A 1247-nucleotide genomic window follows, 5' to 3' on the forward strand; every position below is an offset into this window, starting at 1 on the left:
GGGCGGGGCGGACTCGAAGAACGCGCTGGCGCCGCCGACATCGAGCCAGCGCGGCCGCTCCGCCGTCGCAAGCGCAAGCGGTGCCGGCGGCGTCGCGAACGCGCCCTCGTATTCGGCTGCGGTCAACAGCAGCGCGGCATATTCGTAATCGAGGATGTCGGTCATGCGCGAGAGCCGCGGATGCGCCGGCCGCGCCAGCACGGCATCGCGGATTTCGGGATCGTCAGCCGCGCCGCCGTCATTGTGATCGGGCGGCGTCGCAAAGAACGACACCGCGACGATGTCCGCGCCATGCACGCGATAGTCCTCCGGGAGCAGAAGCGTGAAGCCGTGCATCAGCGGAAAACCGGTGACGGGATCGAGCGGCCATTGCTCGCTGCTGATGCCCGGCGGCAGTCCATAGACCCAGCCGTGGTCGCGCGCGCGATCGGCGGGACGGTCCAGCATCTGCAAATCATAAGCACGCGAAGGCAAGGCAAATGCCACGATCGTCTCCATCCGAAGCCTGCCTCGCTGTCGAGGCGAAGGTTAGTCGCGGGGAGGGGTGATGTGGTTCGTGGGAGCGGTCCGCAAATTGGATGCAGGTATCATTCGCAACCGGCGCCTCAATTTCGCTGGGGGAGATTTTGCCTTCCTCACGGATTGAGAAAGAACTCACCCCCGCCTTCGCGCCGCCGCATCCACCACGTTCTCCACTTCCTCGCGCCAGCTCAGGATCTCCATCGCCAGCACGGGGTGATTGAAGCCCTTGAGCTGGAGATCGTCGAGCGCGCGCGCCTCCACCCAGGGCTCGACGATGCCGTAGACGCGGCGGCTGACCACGATCTGGTTGGCCTTGGCTTCGCCGCAGAGGCGGGAGGCGAGGTTGGTGACGCTGCCGATCGCGGCATATTCCAGCCGCTGTTCGAAGCCGACCTGGCCGAGCGTGGCATAGCCGAGCGCGATGCCGATGCCGAAGCCGAGGCTGTGGCCGCGGTTGCGCCAGCGCTCGGTCAGCGGGCCGATCGTTTCGCGCATTTCCACCGCCATCTTCACCGCGCGTTTCGTGTGGTCGTCGAACTGGATCGGCGCGTTGAACAGGATCATCACGCCGTCGCCGGAATATTTGTCGAGCGTGCCCTCGTATTTGAAGATCAGCTTGCCGAGCGCCGCGTGATATTCGCGCAGCACGTTCATCGCCTCTTCCGGCTCGGTCGCTTCCGTGAACGCCGTGAAGCCGCGCAGGTCGCAGAACACGACCGTTACCT

General features: G+C 65.4%; 1 protein-coding gene and 1 pseudogene. Both read right to left on the reverse strand.

Going from position 1 to position 1247, the window contains the following annotated elements; genetic code table 11:
* Nucleotides 1–486: pseudogene (locus AC1D00_RS41680) on the reverse strand (hypothetical protein); the annotation flags it as partial.
* Nucleotides 487–654: 168 nt separating this feature from the next.
* Nucleotides 655–1247: adenylate/guanylate cyclase domain-containing protein (locus tag AC1D00_RS41685; protein ID WP_477014715.1), on the reverse strand; the 593-nt coding region annotated here is incomplete at its 5' end.

The sequence above is a fragment of the Bradyrhizobium sp. P2_E8 genome (genome assembly GCF_056403875.1).